This is a genomic window from Mesorhizobium subarcticum, assembly GCF_055456085.1.
The window spans coordinates 862,822-879,669 of the sequence record NZ_CM144237.1 but is presented as its reverse complement, the minus strand read 5'-3'; the positions used below and the strand labels follow the sequence as shown (position 1 = coordinate 879,669).

The 16,848-nt window shown below is 62.8% G+C and carries 14 protein-coding genes; 11 read left to right on the top strand and 3 right to left on the bottom strand.

All coding sequences use genetic code 11. The annotated features are described in order from the left end of the window. Positions 1-57: 57 nt before the first annotated feature. On the bottom strand, positions 58-963 hold the full coding sequence (locus ACZYHG_RS04030; protein WP_464612647.1) for a branched-chain amino acid ABC transporter permease: 906 nt from the start codon (positions 961-963) through the stop codon (positions 58-60). Between the two features lie 64 nt (positions 964-1,027). On the opposite strand from ACZYHG_RS04030, the gene ACZYHG_RS04025 reads away from it, so the two are divergent. The 6 genes from ACZYHG_RS04025 (at position 1,028) to ACZYHG_RS04000 (ending at position 9,817) form a co-directional block, all read left to right on the top strand. After that, the gene (locus ACZYHG_RS04025; RefSeq protein ID WP_464612646.1) at positions 1,028-1,639 is read left to right on the top strand and encodes a CGNR zinc finger domain-containing protein; all 612 of its coding nucleotides are present in this window, start codon (positions 1,028-1,030) and stop codon (positions 1,637-1,639) included. Then, a complete protein-coding gene (locus ACZYHG_RS04020; protein WP_464612645.1) occupies positions 1,632-2,165 on the top strand; it encodes a hypothetical protein in 534 nt (177 codons plus the stop codon). Before ACZYHG_RS04025 ends, ACZYHG_RS04020 begins: the two co-directional genes overlap by 8 nt. 216 nt (positions 2,166-2,381) lie before the next feature. Then, on the top strand, positions 2,382-5,861 hold the full coding sequence (locus tag ACZYHG_RS04015; RefSeq protein WP_464612644.1) for an indolepyruvate ferredoxin oxidoreductase family protein: 3,480 nt from the start codon (positions 2,382-2,384) through the stop codon (positions 5,859-5,861). A gap of 142 nt (positions 5,862-6,003) precedes the next feature. Continuing rightward, a complete protein-coding gene (locus tag ACZYHG_RS04010) occupies positions 6,004-8,340 on the top strand; it encodes a putative bifunctional diguanylate cyclase/phosphodiesterase (protein ID WP_464612643.1) in 2,337 nt (778 codons plus the stop codon). Positions 8,341-8,757: 417 nt separating this feature from the next. Further along, complete coding sequence (locus ACZYHG_RS04005) at positions 8,758-9,450, top strand: N-acyl amino acid synthase FeeM domain-containing protein (protein ID WP_464612642.1); 693 nt, start codon at positions 8,758-8,760, stop codon at positions 9,448-9,450. Between the two features lie 217 nt (positions 9,451-9,667). After that, positions 9,668-9,817, top strand: coding sequence for a DUF3096 domain-containing protein (locus ACZYHG_RS04000; protein ID WP_080680904.1), 150 nt, complete (start codon positions 9,668-9,670; stop codon positions 9,815-9,817). Between the two features lie 65 nt (positions 9,818-9,882). On the opposite strand, the gene ACZYHG_RS03995 is transcribed toward ACZYHG_RS04000, so the two are convergent. Beyond that, positions 9,883-10,698, bottom strand: coding sequence for an alpha/beta fold hydrolase (locus ACZYHG_RS03995; protein WP_464612641.1), 816 nt, complete (start codon positions 10,696-10,698; stop codon positions 9,883-9,885). Between the two features lie 253 nt (positions 10,699-10,951). On the opposite strand from ACZYHG_RS03995, the gene ACZYHG_RS03990 reads away from it, so the two are divergent. From ACZYHG_RS03990 to ACZYHG_RS03975, 4 genes are all read left to right on the top strand, one after another. Continuing rightward, positions 10,952-11,176 (top strand): aa3-type cytochrome c oxidase subunit IV, encoded by a 225-nt coding sequence (locus ACZYHG_RS03990; protein WP_027032662.1) that lies wholly within the window; start codon positions 10,952-10,954, stop codon positions 11,174-11,176. Positions 11,177-11,263: 87 nt separating this feature from the next. Continuing rightward, on the top strand, positions 11,264-12,535 hold the full coding sequence (locus ACZYHG_RS03985; protein WP_464612640.1) for a Re/Si-specific NAD(P)(+) transhydrogenase subunit alpha: 1,272 nt from the start codon (positions 11,264-11,266) through the stop codon (positions 12,533-12,535). After that, entirely contained in the window at positions 12,535-12,960 is a 426-nt protein-coding gene (locus tag ACZYHG_RS03980) for an NAD(P) transhydrogenase subunit alpha part 2 (RefSeq protein ID WP_464612639.1), read from the top strand. Before ACZYHG_RS03985 ends, ACZYHG_RS03980 begins: the two co-directional genes overlap by 1 nt. Before the next feature lie 6 nt (positions 12,961-12,966). After that, a complete protein-coding gene (locus ACZYHG_RS03975) occupies positions 12,967-14,364 on the top strand; it encodes an NAD(P)(+) transhydrogenase (Re/Si-specific) subunit beta (RefSeq protein ID WP_464612638.1) in 1,398 nt (465 codons plus the stop codon). Positions 14,365-14,435: 71 nt separating this feature from the next. On the opposite strand, the gene ACZYHG_RS03970 is transcribed toward ACZYHG_RS03975, so the two are convergent. After that, a complete protein-coding gene (locus ACZYHG_RS03970) occupies positions 14,436-15,353 on the bottom strand; it encodes a hypothetical protein (RefSeq protein WP_464612637.1) in 918 nt (305 codons plus the stop codon). A gap of 338 nt (positions 15,354-15,691) precedes the next feature. Here ACZYHG_RS03970 and ACZYHG_RS03965 point away from each other — a divergent pair, with 338 nt between their 5' ends. Next, entirely contained in the window at positions 15,692-16,825 is a 1,134-nt protein-coding gene (locus ACZYHG_RS03965; protein ID WP_464612636.1) for an alpha/beta hydrolase family protein, read from the top strand. Positions 16,826-16,848: the final 23 nt, after the last annotated feature.

Here is a 16,848-nt window from a genome sequence, read left to right as displayed (position 1 = left end):
GGGCGGGACGGGGCAAGGGCGGTCTGCCCCGGCGTCATGCAACCAAAGTCTGATGGCTCAGACGACCTTGCCGGTGTCGCGGCCGGCGCCGATCAGGATCAGCATGGCCACCAGGAACAGGTACATCCACGCATCGCGCCATTCGATCGGGAAATAGCCGGCCCACAGTGATTCGGCCATGCCGAAGGCGGCGGCACCGAGCGCTGCCCGTGGCGGCGAGAGATAGCCGCCGACCGCGGCCACGAACAGGATCTTCAGCCCGTAGACAAGGCCGGAGCCGAAGCTAACATTGCCGTAGTAGAGGCTGGCCATGACACCAGCCAGGGCGGCGCAGAAACCGCCGAACAGCACAGCATGCCGGAAGACGCGGCGCACATCGACGCCGCACAGGGCGGCGGCCCGTGGGTCGTCGGAGACAGCCCGCCAGGCCCGGCCGAAGCTGGAGTGGGCAAACGCCCATGTGGCGAGTGCGACCGCGGTCAGCACCGCCGCGCAGTCCAGCACCTGGATCAGCGTCAGCGTTGCCTTGAAGCCGGCGCCTTCCGCGAAGACGATAGGCTGGGCCAGCATTGGTGGCAGCCACAGATCATGCGTGTTGGCCGCGATGCGGCTCGCCTCCGACAAGACGATCAGGATGCCGAGCGTCGTTACCACGATCGCATTGGGCGAGCGGTCGGCCAACGGCTCGAAGACGCTGCGCGACAGGACATGGCTGATCAGCGCTGCATAGAGCAATGCCGCGACCACGCCGAACAGCACCGACGCCAGCAGCGTCAGCCACAGCACTTGGTAGCCGAAGGCGACGCTCAGGATCATGACCTGGCCGCAAAAGGCGAACAGCGCGCCATAGGCGAGGTTGGTGCGGTGCAAAATGCCGTTGGTCAGCACGTAGCCGAAGGCGAGCAGCGCATAGAGCGCGCCCGAATGCAGCCCGTTCAGCACCTGCTGGAAGAAGTAGAGCATGCGGAGAGGTTTGCATCGCTGAATCTAACTTGTCAAATGCGATTTATCGGTTAGATTTTGTGGCATGACAGTTGCCTGGACACCGCACCGCTTCACCGGCGGCCTGCTCGCGCTCGACACGGCGAACACCGTCGTGCTGCGCGGCGATCCGGAGCGCACATTCGACCGCTTCGCCGATCCGGTCGAAATCGCCCGCTTTGCCGACGCGGCCAGCGGCTTTCGTGCCGCCGAGCTTGGCGACAGGCGGCTTGCGGTATCCTCGCCGGCAGCGATCGCTCCGATAGTGCTGTCGATCCGCGAGACGACCGACCGGCTGTTCCGTGGTGCGGTGTCGAAGGGCGCGGTCGCCACCGCCGACCTGCCCGAATTCCTGCGCGCCTGCGCCGAAGGCCTGGCCGGGAGCCGCACCGAGATCAGCACGCTGGGAAGGCCGTTCGGTGATCCCCTGGTGCCGATCGCCTTCGAGGCTGCGCTGGCGGTTTCAGCCCTTTCTCTGCTGCGCGACGACACGATCGCAAGGCTCAGGATATGTCCCAACTGCACCTGGCTGTTCGTCGACAGAAGCCGTAATTCCAGCCGCCTTTGGTGCGACATGGCGGTGTGCGGCAACAGGCAGAAGGCAAGTCGTCACTATCGCCGCCGTCGTTTGGCGGCCCATGAGGTCGAGGATGTCTAGAAGGGTTTTTCGCTCGGTCGCTGTCGGCGCCATGCTGATTGCGGCCGTGGCACTCGGCGCCTGCCGCGATACCGGCGGCGAAGGCAAGCTGTTCGAGGTCTCAGGCAAGATATTCGTCTTCAACTACCGGCTCGCCAGGGCGACCTACGTTGTGACGCTGCGGCCGCTGCAGCCGATGGGCGAAGGTCAGGTGGTGGTCGCCGACTTCCAGAACCCTGCCGGCGGTGCGCCGATCGTGGTCGAGCAGAAAGTCTGGCCGAAGCTCGACAAGGTGAGCCTGGAGAGCCCGGCGCTGACCTGCATCGTCAAGAACAAGCCCTACGCCATCGCCATCAGCATCAAGGGCGCCGACGGTACCGTCCTGCAGAAGATCGACACCACGCTGATGTCGACGGAAGACCAGTCGATCCTGCCCGACCGGCCGCTGGTCGTCGATCAGCTCTACACGGCCAACCCCGACCTCGTCGGCCATCCCGACGGCAAGCTGCCGGGTGATCCGAAGCCGGACTGCTCGAAAGCCGGCTGACACCGCCTGACGGCATCCATTTCACTGGAATTTTAGCGCGCCTTCTCCCTGTCGGCGCGCGGTTTCATGCGCGGTCCAGCGCCTGCCGGACTGTTTGTTGCGCGTTGCCTGGCCCCTGCGATTTTGTTTGACCTCACTTGCAAGGGGAGAAAGGATGCGTCATCCGATCCCGACGTTGGCCGCTTCCCCCGCCGGCCTTCGCAGAGGAAATGCCTGATGACGCTGCATGATGTCGCGCTCGACGACAAGTTCGACCTCGGAAAGGAGCGCATCTTCCTGTCCGGCGCGCAGGCGGTCATCCGCATGCTCCTGATGCAGCGCGAGCGCGACCGCCGCGCCGGCTTGAACACGGCCGGCTTCGTCTCCGGCTATCGCGGCTCGCCGCTGGGCGGCCTCGACATGCAGTTGTGGAAGGCGAAGAACCAGCTCGCGCAAGCCGACATCGTCTTCCAGCCCGGCCTCAACGAGGAGCTTGCCGCCACCGCCTGCTGGGGGACGCAACAGACGGAACTGCTGGGCGAGGGCACCCATGATGGTGTCTTTTCGGTCTGGTACGGCAAGGGCCCGGGCGTTGATCGCTCAGGCGACGTGTTCCGTCACGCCAATCTCGCCGGCTCGTCCAGGCATGGCGGCGTCCTTGCGCTGATGGGCGATGACCATATGGCCGAATCGTCGACCAATGCGCATGCCACCGAATTCCTCTTCGTCGACACAATGGTGCCGATCCTCAATCCGGCCGGCGTCCAGGAGATCATCGACTACGGCCTGTATGGCTTTGCCATGTCGCGTTTCGCCGGCACCTGGGCAGCGATCAAATGCGTCAAGGACAACATCGAATCGACGGCCTCGGTCGATGCCTCGCTCGAACGGCTCAACATCGTCGTGCCGGAATTCGACATGCCGCCGGGCGGCCTCAACATCCGCCACGAGATCGACATGCTCGGCCAGGAGGAGCGGCTGCACGAGTACAAGCGCGCCGCGGCCTCCGCCTTCATCCACGCCAACGGGTTGAACCACATCGTCTATTCAGGCGGCCGCAACCCGAAGCTCGGCATCATCACACTGGGCAAGAGCTATCTCGATGTCCGCCAAGCGCTGGAGGATATCGGCATCGACGAGGCCGCCGCCAACCGCATCGGCGTGCGGCTGTTCAAGGTCGGCTGTCCCTGGCCGCTCGACCTGCAGCACATCGCCGACTTCGCCCGCGGCCTCGAAACCATCGTCGTCGTCGAGGAGAAGCGCTCGCTGATCGAGGTGCAACTGCGCGAAAGCCTCTACGGCACTGCCTCGCAGCCTGTCATCGTCGGCAAGAAGGATGAGCGCGGCGACTGGCTGTTCCCGGCCAAGGGCGCGCTCGACCCCAACGAGATCGCCATTGCGCTTGGCGAGCGGATCGTCAAAACCATCGGTCCGTCGGAAGAGATTTCGGCACGGGTGGGCAAGCTGCGCCAGTTCCAGGCGATGCTCAATGATGCCACCGATATCGGTTCGCGCACGCCCTTCTTCTGTTCCGGCTGCCCGCACAATTCCTCGACCAAGGTACCCGACGGCTCCATCGCCGCCGCCGGCATCGGCTGCCATTTCATGGCGTTGTGGATGGACCGCAACACGCTCGGCTTCACCGCCATGGGCGGCGAGGGCGCGCAATGGGTCGGTCAGGCGCCGTTCTCGAAGCGCGAGCACATTTTCCAGAATCTCGGCGACGGCACCTACAACCATTCCGGCGTGCTGGCGATCCGCTTCGCTTTGTCGAGCGACGCCAACATCACCTACAAGATCCTCTACAACGATGCGGTGGCGATGACCGGCGGCCAGCCGCATGAGGGCGGCCTGACGGTGGACATGATCGCCAGGCAGGTGCGGGCGGAGGGCGTCGACCGCATCGCCATCGTCACCGACGAACCTGACAAATATGCCGGCAAGGCCGAGTTTCCGGCCGGCGCCACCATCCATCATCGCGACGACCTCGATCTCGTCCAGCGCGAGCTGCGCGACGTCAAGGGCGTCTCGATCCTGATCTATGACCAGACTTGTGCCGCCGAAAAACGCCGGCGCCGCAAGCGCGGCACCTTTCCCGATCCCGACAAGCGCGTCTTCATCAACGAACTGGTCTGCGAGGGCTGCGGCGATTGCGGCGTGCAGTCCAACTGCGTCTCGATCCAGCCCGTCGAGACCGAATTAGGCCGCAAGCGCAAGATCGACCAGTCGAGCTGCAACAAGGATTTCTCCTGCGTCAACGGCTTCTGCCCGTCCTTCGTCACCGTGCATGGTGCCAAGATCCGCAAGGCCGAGGGCCTGGCCGGCAAGACCGATCCGCTTGATGGCGTGCCGACGCCTGCCGAATTCACGCTGGGCGCCGAGGGCTGGGCGGCGATCATCGATGGCGTCGGTGGCACCGGCGTCGTCACCGTCGGCGCAGTGCTCGGCATGGCGGCCCACCTCGAGGACAAGGGCTGCGGCATGATCGACATGGCCGGCCTCGCCCAGAAGGGCGGCTCGGTGTTCACCCATGTCCGCATTGCCCGCACCCCGGACGACATCCATGCCATCCGCGTGTCGGCGGGCAAGGCCGATCTGGTGCTCGGCTGCGACCTCGTCGTGTCAGGCGCCAAGAAGGTGCTGACGGCGGTGCGCGAGGGCCATACGATCTTCCTCGCCAACACCGCCGAGATCATGCCTGGCGAGTTTGCCCGCTCGGCCGATTTCTCGTTACCGATCGAGCGCCTGAAGAAGGCGATCCGGGCCGCCGCCGGCGACGACAAGACGCATTTCTTCGACGCCACCCGCACCGCCACATCACTGTTTGGCAACTCGCTTGGCGCCAACATGTTCATGCTTGGCTTTGCCTTCCAGCATGGCGGCCTGCCGCTGTCGGCCGAGGCCGTCGAAAGGGCGATCGAGCTCAACGGCGAAGCGGTGGCGATGAACATTGCCGCCTTCCGCTGGGGCCGCCGCGCGGCGCACCAGCCGGATTTCGTGCGCGGCCTCGTCGCCCAGCCGGGCAAGGCGGGACAAACCGCCCCCGTCGCGCAGACGCTGGACGAGATCATTGCCCGCCGTGTCGCCTTCCTGACCGCTTACCAGAACGCCGGCTACGGCAAGCGCTATGCCGACAGGCTGGCGTTGCTGCGTGCCGCGGAAGCCAAGGCCGTGCCCGGCTCGACTGCCGTGACCGAGGCGGCGGCCAGGAACCTGTTCAAGCTGATGGCGATCAAGGACGAATACGAGGTGGCGCGGCTCTACACCGACGGCTCCTTTGCCGCCGAGCTTGGCAAGCAGTTCCAGAGCTACGAGAAACTCGAATTCCACCTCGCCCCGCCGATCATGGGACGTCGCGGCAATGACGGAAGACCTCGGAAATCGAGCTTCGGCCCCTGGATGATGAAGGGTTTTCGCCTGCTGGCGGCTCTGAAGGGCCTGCGCGGCACCGCTTTCGACCTGTTTGGCTATAGCGCTGAACGACGCATGGAACGGCAGCTTTTGGCGCAATATCAGGCCGATCTTGAGCTCGTCGCCAGGTCGTTGGCGCCGGGCAAGACCGATGCGGCGGTCGCTCTCGTCTCGGTCCCCGCCCTCATCCGTGGTTACGGCCACGTCCGGCAGGCAAGCGCGCAAAAGGCCGCGGGCGAGCGCAAAAGGCTGCTCGAACGCCTGTCGGCCGCGTCAGTGCGGCCGGAACTGCAGGCCGCCGAATGACGGATACGGCTTGTTTACCTGAAGCTTGATTTTCCTGGCCTGTCCTGCAGTCGCAGGTCCTCGGCAGCTAAGTCGAAATCACTGTTCTAAGCCTTTCTTAAGGCGGTTGTGACATGACAAGGCTTAGCGTTGGGCCGACGATATGGGCAGAACAAAGACCGAGAACATCCCTGCGGATGTCTATATCCAGTTTGTGCGGTCGTTGTTCGACAACGCCCACATGCTGGTGATCGGTGGCGTATGCTACTGGATCCTCGGATTCATGATCTACCTGCGTACGCAGAACCCTTTGTTCCTGGGTTTTTCTTTCACCCTGCTGTCCATCAGCCTCTTCCGCTACTCCGGCATTCGCAGCTTCCGCAAGGCGGGCGGCGTCATAGCCAATGTCGAAGAGGCGCGGCGGTGGGAGCGCACCTATATCCTCAAGGGCAGCCTGCAGGGCCTCGGGCTGGGCGCGCTGTGTTTCATATCGATCTATGTCTATCCCGATCCGTTTGCCGAACTGGCTGCGACGTCGCTGGCCATCGCAACCTTGGTGACGGTTGTTGGCCGCAACTACGGATCTCCGCTCATGGTGCGGATTTTTTCCGTGACCTTCATTGGTCCGGCGGCACTTGCACTCTTGCTGCGCATGGATCTCCCCTCGGTCGTTCTCGGCTTGATGATCATCCCGTTGACTTTCATTACGATCAACAGCGCCGATCACGTCCGCGACGTGCTTTTCTCGGCGGTCATCGGCCACAAGGAAGCGAGGAAGCTCGCGCACAGGTTCGATCGCGCCCTCAATACCATGTCGCACGGCCTTGTCATGCTCGGCCCCAACGGCCGGGTGGCGGTGGCCAATGCCGAGGCTGCCCATCTGATGTCGCTCAAGTCCGGGGATGCGCTGCTCGGGCGGTCGATCCATGGTCTTTTGATGCGCGGCGTCGCCGGCGGCATGCTGGCGCCGAAGGATTGCCGCTACATCGAGGCCCAGCTGACCCGCGCCCTGCGCGAGGGCCGCGACCGCAAGGTGCTCGTTTCCCTCGCCAACGGCCAGCACTATGAATTTTCCGCACGCGAAGGCAGCCAGGAATTGGGTGTTATCACCTTCGAGGATGTGACGGCTCGCGTCGAGGCGGAAGACAAGATCCGCTTCATGGCGCGCTACGACAATCTCACCGGCCTGCCCAACCGCGCTTATTTCCACGAACTCGTCGGCGAGGCGATGGCATCGGGCGACCGCGACCGTCTCTGCGGCCTGGCCGTGCTCGACCTCGACGATTTCAAGAGCGTCAATGACACGCTCGGGCATCCGATCGGCGACGGGTTGATCTATGCGGTCGCCGAACGTCTCGCCGGCGTTGCAAGGCAAGGCATCACCGTCAGCCGTTTTGGCGGCGACGAATTCATGGTGTTCTTCGACCGGATCGAGGATGAAAGCCACCTGACCATCCAGATCGACGAGATCTTTGCAGCGTTGCAAGGCGAAGTGGACGTTGCCGGCCACGGGTTGCGAATCCAGGCCAGCGGCGGCGCCGTGTTGGCACGGGTCAGGGACAGCGACGTCGACGCCATGATCGTCAAGGCCGATCTGGCGCTTTACAAGGCCAAGGAGCTTGGCAAGAACGGATGGCGGCTGTTCGAGGCCGCGATGGACGCCGCGTTCCGCAACCGTCAGCTGATGAAGGCGGACCTGCGCAGCGCGGTGGAAAGCAAGAGCCTGCGGGTCGTCTATCAGCCGATTGTGGCAATGAACACCATGCGCATCGCCAGTTGCGAGGCGCTGTGCCGCTGGGATCATCCCGATCTCGGGCCGATTTCGCCCGCCATCTTCATTCCGCTCGCCGAGGAAATGGGCATTATTTCCGAGATCAGCACCTTTGTGCTCCAGGCAGCCTGCACCGAATGCGCCAAATGGCCGGATCAGACCAGCGTCTCGGTCAATCTCTCCGCCAAGGATTTCCGCAATCGCGACGTTATCCAGAAGGTTCGCGATGCGTTGATCAGCTCCTGCCTCGCCGCCGGCCGGCTGGAGATCGAGGTCACCGAGACGGCGCTGCTCGACGACAAGTCGCTGACGCGCCAATATCTCGACGAATTGAAGCAGCTTGGTGTGCGCATCGCGCTCGACGATTTCGGCACCGGTTATTCGAGCCTGAGCTATCTACACAAGCTGCCGCTCGACAAGATCAAGATCGATCGCTCGTTCCTGATAGACGTCACCCAGAATTCCCGTTCGCTGGAGCTGCTCAAAGGCATCGTCAATCTGTCACGGCCGCTTGGGCTTTCGGTGACCGTCGAGGGCGTCGAGACCTTCGAGCAACTCAAGATCCTGGCTTTGCAGATCAAACCGGACCTTGTGCAGGGCTTCCTCTTCGGTGCCGCACTGAGCGCGTCGGGTATCGAGACGATGTCGAATGTCACCTGGCCATTTGCCGCGGACCTGCGCCTCACCGGCAAACGGGCAGCCAGTTCCGGCAAACGGACAGCCAGTTAGGCAATTCCAGGAAAAGTGCGAAGCGGCTCGCTTGGGGTGGTGCCACCGCTTTGCCAGGCGTTTCATGTCCGGCGGTGCACAATGTTGCGTGATCACCGGGAACGGGTCGGGCGAAATCCAGCCTGACAGGCGGCGTCATTGACAGCCAGCCGGTTAAAGTCTGCCAGGCAAAACAAGGGGTTACGACACATGCGATGATTGCTGAACGCAAGGGTCGCATTCTCAAGTGGACGCACGGCTGTTAAGGTTAACAGAAGGTAAACCAGCACCATCCAAGTTTCAGCTTGTGTCTCATTTCAGCTCGAATACCCTTATCCACAGGCGGAATTTCGAGGACAGATAATGGATGCTGCACGGGCCGTGAGGAATGCCTCTGGCGGGGTCGGCTCAGCCGGGGATTCCGCGCTGAACCGATCGATGATGCAACTGCTGGAGCATGTCGATTATCGCCTCATTACAGGGGGCGAGGATCTCGAGGCGATTTACCGACTTCGCTATAAATCCTATCTGCGCTCGGGCATGTGCGGCCCAATCGCGAGCGGGATGTTCGAGGATCGCTGGGACAATCTGCCCAATTCCTACCGGTTCGGTGTCTATTTCTATGGCGAGTTGGTCAGCACGCTCCGCTTCCATTACATTTCTCGGGAGCACCCGAATTCCCCCTCCGTCGACGCCTATCCGGAAGTACTGCTCGAGCGACTTGCCCGCGGCGAAACCTTTATCGACGGAACCCGGTTTGCAACCGATCCCGACGCCGCGCCGGCGCCCGGAGTGCTGCCGTTCCTGACACTCAGGCTTGCCATGGTGGCTTCGCTCTATTTTGGCCAGAACTCGGTGCTTACACCGGTCAAGGTCGAGCATTCCAATTTCTATTCGCGTTATTTCAATGCCGTGCAGAGGACCGAGGCCAAGGAATTTCCGGGCGTTCTTACCCGGATCGCCCTGTTCGAAATCCCCGCCGGCGAAAATATGCGCCTGACACTCGAACGGTTCCCATTCTTCAGGTCGACGCCCATGGAACAGCGGCTGATGTTTGGCAATCCGGCCATCAACCGACTGACACCCTTGTCCATCGTGCCGACAGCGAAATATTATCGCGCCGCCGCCTAGAGCAGTTCACCTTTTCACGAAAACGGTAAACTGCTCTAACCCTCTGTTTTGACGCAATTCCGGACGGAAAACCGTTTCACACTTTTCCTGGAATTGCTCTAGGCCCCGATTTTCGCAAGGCACCCGGAGCCTTCCGGCCAGATCCGCGTTCTGATGACGGCGGTGCGCTGCCGCTCTGTCTTTGTCATCCCAACGGATCTGCCAGAAGGACCCCGACATGCACATTTCCCAGCTCGCGCTCACGCCGCTTATCTCGCTGATCGCCGGTGTGCTGATCCTCGTCATGCCACGGCTGCTGAACTACATCGTGGCGCTTTATCTGATCGTCGTTGGGCTGCTGGGGCTATTCCCGCACCTCGCCGGCTGAAACCGGAGCAATTCCAGGAAAAGTGTGAAGCGGTTTTCCGTCCGGAATTGCGTCAGAAGTGCCTCTCAGCCAGCAAAGAAGCGCAGCGCTGCGGCGACGATCGCTTGCGGTGCGTCTTCCTGCATGAGATGGCCGGAGCCGGGAATAAGCGTCAAGCCGCAACCCGGCAGCATGGCCGCGAGCCTTTGGCCGCTGTCCGACGGTATCCAGCGGTCTTCCTCGCCCCATAGCAAGGAGACGGGGCAGCGGAATTTGCCGTAAAGCGGTTCTACCTCGTCGGTGAAACGCTGATCCATCTGGGCGATCTGCCGATAGAAAGCCGGCTGGCCAATAGGCCCGGTCCATGGCGCGACATAGGGTTCCAGATCGCTGTCCGACAACGGTCTGGCCGCGGCGCCTGAAATATAGGCTTTCAGGACCGCGACCTGTATGTAGTCCGGCATGCCGGCGAACGCGGCCTCATGCTGCCGCACATGCTGGACAAAGGGCGAGCCCCACGGGCGCACCGCCACCGGGTCGATCAGCAACAACCTCTCATAGTTGCAGCCGTCGATCAGATGTGCGCGCAACGCCGTGGCGCCGCCGAAATCATGGGCGATGATCTGAGGCCGGTCGAGCTTCCAGAAGGCCAGCATTGCCGCCAGCGCCTTGTTCTGGATGCCCAGCGAAACATCCTGGCCTTCGCATTTGTCGGATCGCCCATATCCGGGAAGATCGTAGAAATACAGCGTATGGTCGCGCGCCAGTTCCGGTGCGACGCGATGCCAGACATGCGAGGAGAATGGCGTACCATGCACGAGCACGATCGGAGGGCCTGAACCGGCGGTTCCCCACGCGATGGTCGTGCCGTTCCAGTCAAATGTCTGTGTGGGTGTGACCATGGTGCTTCATCGACCGGCTGTTCGTCCGACGACGATAATCCCCCGCGGCGCCGTTCAGAACCGCCAAATTCTCACAGCAGCTTCAATGGAACTCACGCAGGACGTCCGGCGATCGCACCGCCAACAGGCTGGGCAGGCCAGCAGTTTCAATATTCCCTTGAGGCAGTTGTCGGCCCAATGCGGCAATAGCGCCATTGCTCTCGGCCCGGCTTTTCGGTATGTGCCTGAAAGATGTCTTCGAAGGGGTATTGCTATGGCTGATCACTCGCCGACCGGTCCTGTCGAACTGGGCGCGAAGATGGACTACGCGGAGCATGACCGCACCTATGCGGGCTTTCTCGCGCTGGCCAAATATGGATCGCTGTTCTGCGGCGCGCTCCTTGTGGCGATGGCTTTCGGCTTCTTTGCGGCAGGTTTCTTCTCAGCGCTGATCCTGTTCGTCCTGCTTCTGGCCGTCGGCGCCTTCATTCTGCGATAGACCTTCCAAAACCCCGTTGCGGTTGACGTCGCCGGACATTCCGGCCGACACTTTGCGCAAACAGGTTCCAGCCGAAAGGATCATGCGGTGGGACAGACGGTTTTCATCCCTCGTGAGCTTGATGCGAACGAGCCGCGCGTCGCGGCCTCGGCCGATACGGTCAAGCGGCTGGCGGCACTTGGTCTCGATGTGGTTGTCGAAACCGGCGCCGGTACGAGGTCGCGTATCCCCGACGAAGAGTTCGCCAAGGCAGGTGCCGCCATCGGCAAGGCTTCCGATGTCGCCAGGGCCGATGTCGTGCTGAAGGTTCGCCGGCCAACGGACACCGAGTTGAAGAGCTACAAGTCCGGCGCTGCCGTCATCGCCATCATGGATCCCTACGGCAACGACGCCGCCGTAGCGGCGTTGGCCAGGGCCGGCGTGACGGCTTTCTCGATGGAGTTCATGCCGCGCATCACCCGCGCGCAATCGATGGACGTGTTGTCCTCGCAGGCCAACCTTGCCGGTTACCAGGCGGTGATCGACGGCGCTTCGGAATATGACCGGGCGCTGCCGATGATGATGACGGCGGCCGGCACGGTGCCGGCGGCAAAGGTGTTCATCATGGGTGTCGGCGTCGCCGGCCTGCAGGCGATCGCCACGGCGCGCCGGCTAGGTGCTGTCGTCACCGCCACCGACGTTCGCCCCGCCGCCAAGGAACAGGTCGCCTCGCTCGGCGCGAAATTCCTGGCCGTCGAGGATGAGGAATTCAAGGCGGCCGAGACAGCCGGCGGCTACGCCAAGGAAATGTCGAAGGAATACCAGGCCAAGCAGGCGGCACTCACGTCAGAGCACATAGCCAAGCAGGACATCGTCATCACCACGGCGCTGATCCCCGGCCGGCCGGCGCCCAAGCTGGTCTCGGCGGCGATGGTCGCCTCGATGAAGCCGGGCTCGGTGCTCGTCGACCTCGCGGTAGAGCGCGGCGGCAATGTCGAAGGCGCCGAAGCTGGCAAGGTTGTCACCACGGCCAACAACGTCAAGATCGTCGGCCATCTCAACGTGCCGGGCCGCGTCGCCGCATCCGCCTCACTGCTTTACGCCAGGAACCTGTTCGCTTTCCTCGAGACGCTGGTCGACAAGACCACGAAAACGCTTGCCATCAACCGCGATGACGATCTGGTCAAGGCGACGATGCTGACCGACGGCGGCAAAGTCGTTCATCCAGCCTTCGCCAAGGCTGATCAGCAGCCTCATGTAGAGCCGGCCGCGATACCGGCCACGACGATGGTTGCCGACGCCTCGGTTGCACCAGAGAAAGCCGCGCCCAAGAAAACTGCCGCATCCAAGTCCTCGCCCAAGCCGAAAGGGACCGCGTGATGGATCAGACCCTGCAGAAAGCCCTCGATCAGCTCGACCAGGCCTCCGCCGCCGTCAAGCTTGCGGTGCAGAACCTGGCCAACGCCCCAGGCGGCACTGACGCGGCGGGTGACGCCGCGCACGCGCTGTCCGGCGGCGCCATCGATCCCTTCGTCTTCCGCTTCGCCATCTTCGTGCTGGCGATCTTCGTCGGCTACTATGTCGTCTGGTCGGTAACCCCGGCGCTGCACACGCCGCTGATGGCCGTCACCAACGCCATCTCCTCGGTCATCGTCGTCGGTGCGCTGCTCGCCGTCGGCATCGCTGCTTCCGGCATCGCAGCCGGGTTCGGCTTCGTCGCGCTGATGCTGGTCTCCGTCAACATCTTCGGTGGCTTCCTAGTCACCCAGCGCATGCTGGCCATGTACAAGAAGAAGGACAAGTAGCGCGCCATGAACGCCAACTTCGCGTCCTTCCTCTATCTGGTTTCCGGCGTCCTGTTCATCATGGCGCTGCGCGGCCTGTCGCATCCGACCACCAGCCGCCAGGGCAATTTCTACGGAATGATCGGCATGGGCATTGCCATTGCCACCACGCTGGCGCTGGCAACCCCTTCGGCCGGCCGCTTCGGCCTGATCGTGCTTGGCCTCGCCATTGGTGGCGGTGTCGGCGCCGTCACTGCGCGCCGCATCGCCATGACCTCGATGCCGCAGCTGGTCGCCGCCTTCCACTCGCTGGTCGGCCTTGCCGCCGTCATGGTCGCGGCAGCCGCCATCTATGCTCCTGAAAGCTTCGGCATCGGCGCGAATGGCGACATCCACGCCCAAGCCCTGATCGAGATGAGCCTTGGCGTCGCCATCGGCGCCATCACTTTCACCGGTTCGGTCATCGCCTTCCTCAAGCTCGACGGCCGCATGTCCGGCAAGCCGATCATGATCGGCGGCCGCCACTTTATCAACGCCGCGCTTGGCGTCGCACTGATCGTGCTGATCGTGCTGCTCGTCACCACCGAAGCCAAACTGGTGTTCTGGCTGATTGTCGCGGCCTCGCTGGTGCTTGGCATCCTCTTGATCATCCCGATTGGCGGCGCCGACATGCCGGTCGTCGTCTCGATGCTGAATTCATACTCGGGCTGGGCCGCCGCGGCGCTTGGCTTCACGCTCGGCAATCTGGCGCTGATCATCACCGGCGCGCTGGTCGGTTCGTCCGGTGCCATCCTCTCCTACATCATGTGCAAAGGCATGAACCGAAGCTTCATCTCGGTCATCCTCGGCGGGTTCGGCGGTGAAACCGCGGCAGCCACCGATGACGGCATCGAGCGCACGGTCAAGCAGGGCTCGGCCGATGACGCCGCCTACCTGATGATGAACGCGCAGAAGGTCATCATCGTGCCCGGCTACGGCATGGCGGTCGCCCAGGCGCAGCATGCGCTGCGCGAAATGGCCGACAAGCTCAAGGCCAACGGCGTCGACGTCAAATACGCGATCCATCCGGTCGCCGGCCGTATGCCCGGCCATATGAACGTGCTCTTGGCCGAGGCCAATGTGCCTTACGATGAAGTGTTCGAACTGGAGGACATCAACTCAGAGTTCGCGCAGGCTGACGTCGCCTATGTCATAGGCGCCAACGACGTCACCAATCCGTCTGCCCGTGACGACAAGTCGTCGCCGATCTACGGCATGCCCATCCTCGACGTCGACAAGGCGCGCACCTGTCTGTTCGTCAAGCGCTCGCTCGGCTCCGGCTATGCCGGCATCGACAACACGCTGTTCTACAAGGACGGCACCATGATGCTGCTCGGCGACGCCAAGAAGATGACCGAAGAGATCGTCAAGGCCATGGATCACTGATCCGGCCGCGACTCAAGCAACAGAAAAGCCCGGCTTCATGCCGGGCTTTCTTTTCAGCGGTGTAGTCAGTTTCAGCGGGTGGTCAGGAAAACCGCTTCCTCTTCGTCGCGCTGCCTGCCGCCGAGAGCGGCCGCGGCACTGGCGATGAAAGCGCCGATGACCAGCGACAAGGCGCCGAGCAGGGCAAAAGTCGCGCTGCCTTTCCTGGCGGTGTCGGCGGCCTGCTTGGCCTTGACCTTGGCGTCCTCGACCTTGGCAACCAGGGCATCGACACGCGCCTTGGCGTCGGCTTCAGACAGGCCAGTGCGGGCGGCAACGAGTTGCGACAGATAGGTCTTGTCGTCGGCCGAAATCTCGCCGGCCGCCGCACTGGCGATCAGGATGCGCGACGCCTGGCCAACCGCGGCGGCATTGCCGTCCGGACCAGCCGCCGCGAGCTTGCTCGCATCGGCCGGACGGAACAACGAATCCACCAGGTAGGAGGTCGCGTTGTCGGTCGATGCGCTACCGGCGTTGGCAGAAACACCAGCCGATGCACCCATGGCGGCACCGGAAGCCACGGTGGACACCGCCTGTACGCCTGAGCCGACTACTGCGGAAAGCGCCGAGCCAAGCACACCGACGACAAGCAGCGTTGCCAACGCCCAGGCAAGGAAGCCATGAGCGGTGTCACGGAAATACACTTCGTCAGTGTGGACGCCGACCCATTTGGTGCGCAGGCGTCCGGCAAGGTAACCGCCGACGCCGGAGGACAGCCATTGCACGATGACCAGCCAGATGGCGGTCGACACAGCGAAGGTGGTGATCGAAGCGCCGGACCCCGACCATGGTGAAACCATGCTGAGCCCAAGCCCTGAGCCGAGCAGCATGAGGATGAAGGTCAGCGTCGAGGCCGCGAAGGCGCCAGCGATGATCGGCCCCCAGCTGACGGCTGTCGAGGACGATTCTTCTGAAGCGGATAGGTCGATAGCTGATACGGTGGGCTGCATCGACGCCCCCTACCGTACGAACAGCATGATGAGAATGATGATCGGAATCGGAATACCGAGCAACCAGAGCAATATGCCACGTCCCATGAAAGGCCTCCTGTGAGAAATTGTGATCGATGCTGTCACAATGTCGTCGGAGGACTTCCGTTCCGGCGGGTATGAAATGATTTTATGGGTACAGGCGGAACAATTGGCGCGCGGCAGCTCCGTACTGTCTGAACCCGATGATGCTGTTGTGATTTGACCCGCAAATTGAGTTGGGCGAAAGCGGACACATTGTCCCGCCTCGGGCTACCAATTCCTCTGACGCCACATTTCCTTTCTGAGCAGAAAGCCCAATGGTCCTGACGAAGTTGCGGATGCAGCAAAAAGCAAAAGCCCAGCGGATTTTGGATGCTGCCTGTTGGCCGCATTTGCCAATTTTAGCCGGCTTGGCCTTTCTCTGTGGAGTGTTCGTTTGGGGCGGAGCCTTGGCGGCCACAACCACTGCGCCGGCTGGTGTGGTGCCGACAGGGTCAGTTACCCAAGATATCGGGCATCTTTCTCCGGTGGGATTTGAAGTGGTTCGCATTCCCAATGGCGACGAAGCGCCGCTGGCTGCCGGCATCTGGTACCCGACTTCAGCCGAGCCGCGCGATGTGCTGCTGGAAAGCTTCAAGCAGCGCGTCGCTCCTTCCGGTCCGGTAGAAGGCTATGCGCTGCCGCTCATCGTGATCTCGCATGGCGGCGGCGGCTCATATGCCGGGCATTACGACACGGCGATCGCCTTGGCGAGAGCCGGGTTCATCGTCGCCGCGGTCAGCCACGCCGGCGATACCTACGACGACCAGAGCAAGGTGCTGATGCCATGGCGCCGGCCCGCCCAGCTAAGCCGGCTGATCGATTTCATGCTGAAGGACTGGCAAGGACATGCCGACATCGATCCGCAGCGGATCGGCGCCTTCGGATTCTCGAATGGCGGCTTCACCGTGCTCGTCGAAGCGGGCGGAGTACCCGATCTCGGCAGGATAGACCCATACTGCGCGGCAAATCCGCAGCACGATCTTTGCACCGCGTTGGCGAAAGCAGGGGTCCAGTCGATTGCAAAAGCGGTCCAACCACCGCCGGAGGCATGGAAGCGTGATCGGCGAATCCGTGCCATCGCAGCTGCCGCGCCGGCGTTCGGCTTCACCTTCGACCGGGCCGGCCTCGCGTCGGTTCAAATCCCGGTGCTCCTATGGCGCGCAGCCGAGGACCGGCATCAACCCGACCCCTGGTATGAGGAACAAATCCGTTCGGCGCTGCCTCGACCGCCGGAGTACCATGTCGAACCCATGGCGGGTCACTATGCGTTCCTACCGCCATGCAGCGCCCAACTGCGCGTCGCCGCTCCCGGGATTTGCATCGACTTCCCGGGCTTCGACCGGGCCGCGTTTCACCAGCGCCTGAACGACGCCCTGGTGAGTTTCTTCAGGGCAGCGCTACGGTCTTAATGCTGCGCGCTTGTGGGCGACAT